Consider the following 3,423-nt stretch of genomic DNA (forward strand, 5'->3'; position numbering starts at 1 on the left):
TAGCAGACGCGATCGAGCAAATCGACATCGGTGGCCCCGCCATGCTCCGCGCTGCCGCCAAGAATTTTGCACATCTGACCGTTTTATCCAATCCCGATCGCTACAATGACTATCTGGCCGAATTAACTAAAAATAACGGCCAATCCTCAATCGAGTTCCGGCAAGCTAGCGCATTAGAAACCTTTCAACATACTGCTGCTTATGACACCGCGATCGCGGGCTATCTGGCTGCTCAAGTAGGGGAAAATCAAAATTATCAAATTTCTGCCCAACCATTGCAATCACTCCGTTACGGCGAAAATCCCCATCAAACAGCCGCCTGGTATCAGACGGGAGCAGTGCCGACAGGTTGGACGACGGCCAAAATTTTACAGGGCAAAGAACTCAGCTATAACAACCTCGTCGATCTCGAAGCCGCCCGCCGGATTATTGCCGAATTTGGCGATACTCCCGCCGCCACGATTATCAAACATAACAATCCTTGCGGGACGGCGTTAGGAGATACACTGCTCGAAGCATACGACAGGGCTTACAATGCCGACTCGACATCGGCCTTCGGTGGGATCGTCGCCGTCAATCGTCCCCTTGATGCCGATACCGCTCGATCGATGAGCCAAACCTTCCTTGAATGTATCGTCGCACCAGCCTGTACTCCCGAAGCTGCCGAAGTATTTGCCACCAAGAAAAATCTGCGGGTATTAACGCTCACAGATCTGGCCACGGGCACGAAAGATAATGTCAAAGTTATCGCTGGTGGACTTTTAGTTCAAGCAGCAGATGAAGCGATCGAAACTACCGACAACTGGCAAGTTGTCACTACCAAGCAACCCACCGCCGCCGAACTCCAAGAATTATTATTCGCTTGGAAAGTCTGCAAACACGTCAAATCCAACGCGATCGTCGTTACCAAACATCGTGCTACCATCGGCGTTGGTGCCGGACAAATGAACCGCGTCGGCTCCGCTCAAATCGCCCTCGCCCAAGCTGGCACCGCTGCCCAAGGCGCAATCCTCGCCAGTGATGGCTTCTTCCCCTTCGATGATTCCGTCAAAACCGCCGCCGCCGCTGGCATTACGGCGATCGTCCAACCAGGTGGTAGTATGCGCGATCACGATTCGATCGCCGCTGCCAATGAATTGGGGATCGTGATGGTCTTTACCAGCGTTCGTCACTTCTTGCACTAGTGAATAGTGGATATTAATTTTGGACGCTTGCGTCCAGATGTCAGTCCCTTAATCCTCCTACCACCACAAATTCACTATCCATCATTTACTATTCACTATCCACTATTCACTATCCACTATTCACTATCCACTAACTCGTGCAACTCCAAAACGTCATCATCGCCCACAAAGCTGGAGATCGCGGCAGCAAAGCCCTCGCGGAAAAAGCTGCCAAACAACTCGAACAACAGGGTTGTCATGTCATGATGGGGCCGAGTGGAGCCAAAGACAATCCCTATCCAGTATTCCTCGGATCTACTAGCAAACCGATCGATCTGGCGATCGTGCTTGGTGGTGATGGTACAGCTCTCACCGCTGCCAGACAACTCTCCCCCGATGGCATCCCCATCCTCGCCATCAATGCTGGCGGACATCTCGGTTTCTTGACCGAACCATTAGAACTATTTAACACCGATGTCCCGATCGATGGCGAGAACATCTGGGAGCGACTAGCAGGCGATCGATATGCGATCGAGCGGCGGATGATGCTTCAAGCTCATATATATAATGGTGACGATCGTAATTGCGAGCCTGAGAGTGAAAAATTTCTCGCGCTCAATGATATGTGTATCAAGCCGGCGGCAGCAGATCGGATGTTGACCTCGATTTTGGAGATGGAAATCGATGGCGAAATCGTCGATCAGTATCAAGGCGATGGGCTACTCGTTTCTACCCCCACTGGCTCCACTTGCTACAATGTCTCCGCCAATGGCCCGATCGTCCATTCTGGAATGGCGGCAATTAGCATTGCGCCGATCTGTCCGCTGAGTCTCTCCAGTCGCCCGATTATCATTCCCCCCGGCTCGACAGTGAGTATTTGGCCGCTAGGTGATTACGAACTCAATACCAAGCTCTGGAATGATGGAGTGCTGGCTACCTCAATTTGGCCGGGACAGCGGGTAGATGTCCAGATGGCGGACTGTCAGGCCAAGTTTATCATTCTCCGCGATAACTATTCCTACTACCAAACCCTCCGCGAAAAACTCCTCTGGGCGGGTTCGCGCATCCGCTACGATCATCACCACACGAGGAATTAGGTTTTAGGCTTTAGGAATTAGGCTTTAGGATAGGACGTGGATAGTGAATAGTGAATAGTGGATAGAGATTAAAAGCAATCCCAGTCCCCCAGTCCCCGCTCCCTAAATGCCTAAAATCACAAAAATAATGATATTTCAGCAAATTAACGCATGATTGTCACATCAAATTGGGTGGGCAAAGTGAAACTAAACAGTTAGACTGTGGATATCAAGAGGGGGGAAAAAATTTTCCCCGATCTCTTGGTGGATCGGGTGCTTTTGCACAAGTCAAAGTTTGACAATAGCAGCAGCGAAGAGGAGATCGATCGATCGATTTAACGATCTGTTAAGTCTTTGTAACAAAGTTGACCATCTATTCATGAAAATCAGTCTCTACTGCCCCATTGTTAATAGTCACCCTATTAACTTTTGCTTCGGGGAAAATTTTCCAATGCTTTGAAGATCAGGTATATTCCAGTGTGGAAAGACTTGAGACAACGCGATCGATCGGCAGCAATCGTTATGAGAGTGCAGTCTGCATAAATTGATATTTTAATTAACAATCCAAACTGGCAGAAATTTTAATAAGAGCTACAATCAAAAGGGCTTTCCTCAATCGAGGATATTCTCTCGATCGAAGACTATTAATAATTCAGCGATTCCCTTTCAGGGAGGTTAACGTTCGAGTTAGCTCGGCCTTGAAGCCATCGCTCCAAGTTGCCACGATCGTGCAAACAACCAAGCGATTGCTGGCCGAAATATAACACTACATTTAGTTCATTGTTACAGATAGGAGTAAGAGGACCCCACACATGACCCAGACTAAAGACATGCTCGCAACCCTAACGACGAAAGACACTGACAGCGAGTTAGAATTACTGCTCGACGAAGATGCTGATGCTGATGACTTTCCGGCTGAAGCTGACGGTGACTCTGAAGTTGAAGACGAGGATGGGAAGCTGGGGAAGGTGAAAGCCTCCCGCCGTCGCGTTCAAACCAAGAAGAAACAATTTACCGAAGATTCGATCCGACTATATTTACAAGAAATCGGTCGAATTCGCCTGCTCCGAGCTGATGAAGAAATCGAACTCGCCCGCAAAATCGCCGACTTGCTCGAACTAGAACGGATGCGGGAAAAGCTCCTCAATGACCTAGATCGGGAACCGCACGATCGCGAGTGGGCA

Annotated in this window: 3 protein-coding genes; all 3 read left to right on the top strand. The window is 49.3% G+C overall.

Annotated features, from left to right (window positions below; translation table 11 throughout):
- Nucleotides 1-1,184, top strand: a 1,184-nt coding sequence (purH, locus tag RMO27_RS14535) for a bifunctional phosphoribosylaminoimidazolecarboxamide formyltransferase/IMP cyclohydrolase (RefSeq protein ID WP_309733725.1), incomplete at its 5' end; no start/stop codon positions are given.
- A 137-nt stretch (nucleotides 1,185-1,321) separates the two neighbouring features.
- The gene (locus tag RMO27_RS14540) at nucleotides 1,322-2,260 is read left to right on the top strand and encodes an NAD(+) kinase (RefSeq protein ID WP_309733726.1); all 939 of its coding nucleotides are present in this window, start codon (nucleotides 1,322-1,324) and stop codon (nucleotides 2,258-2,260) included.
- A gap of 791 nt (nucleotides 2,261-3,051) precedes the next feature.
- Nucleotides 3,052-3,423 (top strand): sigma-70 factor domain-containing protein (locus tag RMO27_RS14545; RefSeq protein WP_309733728.1); only part of this gene is annotated, 372 nt, incomplete at its 3' end.

Origin of the sequence: Chamaesiphon sp. OTE_75_metabat_556, from assembly GCF_031378165.1 — a bacterium.
GTDB lineage: Bacteria > Cyanobacteriota > Cyanobacteriia > Cyanobacteriales > Chamaesiphonaceae > Chamaesiphon.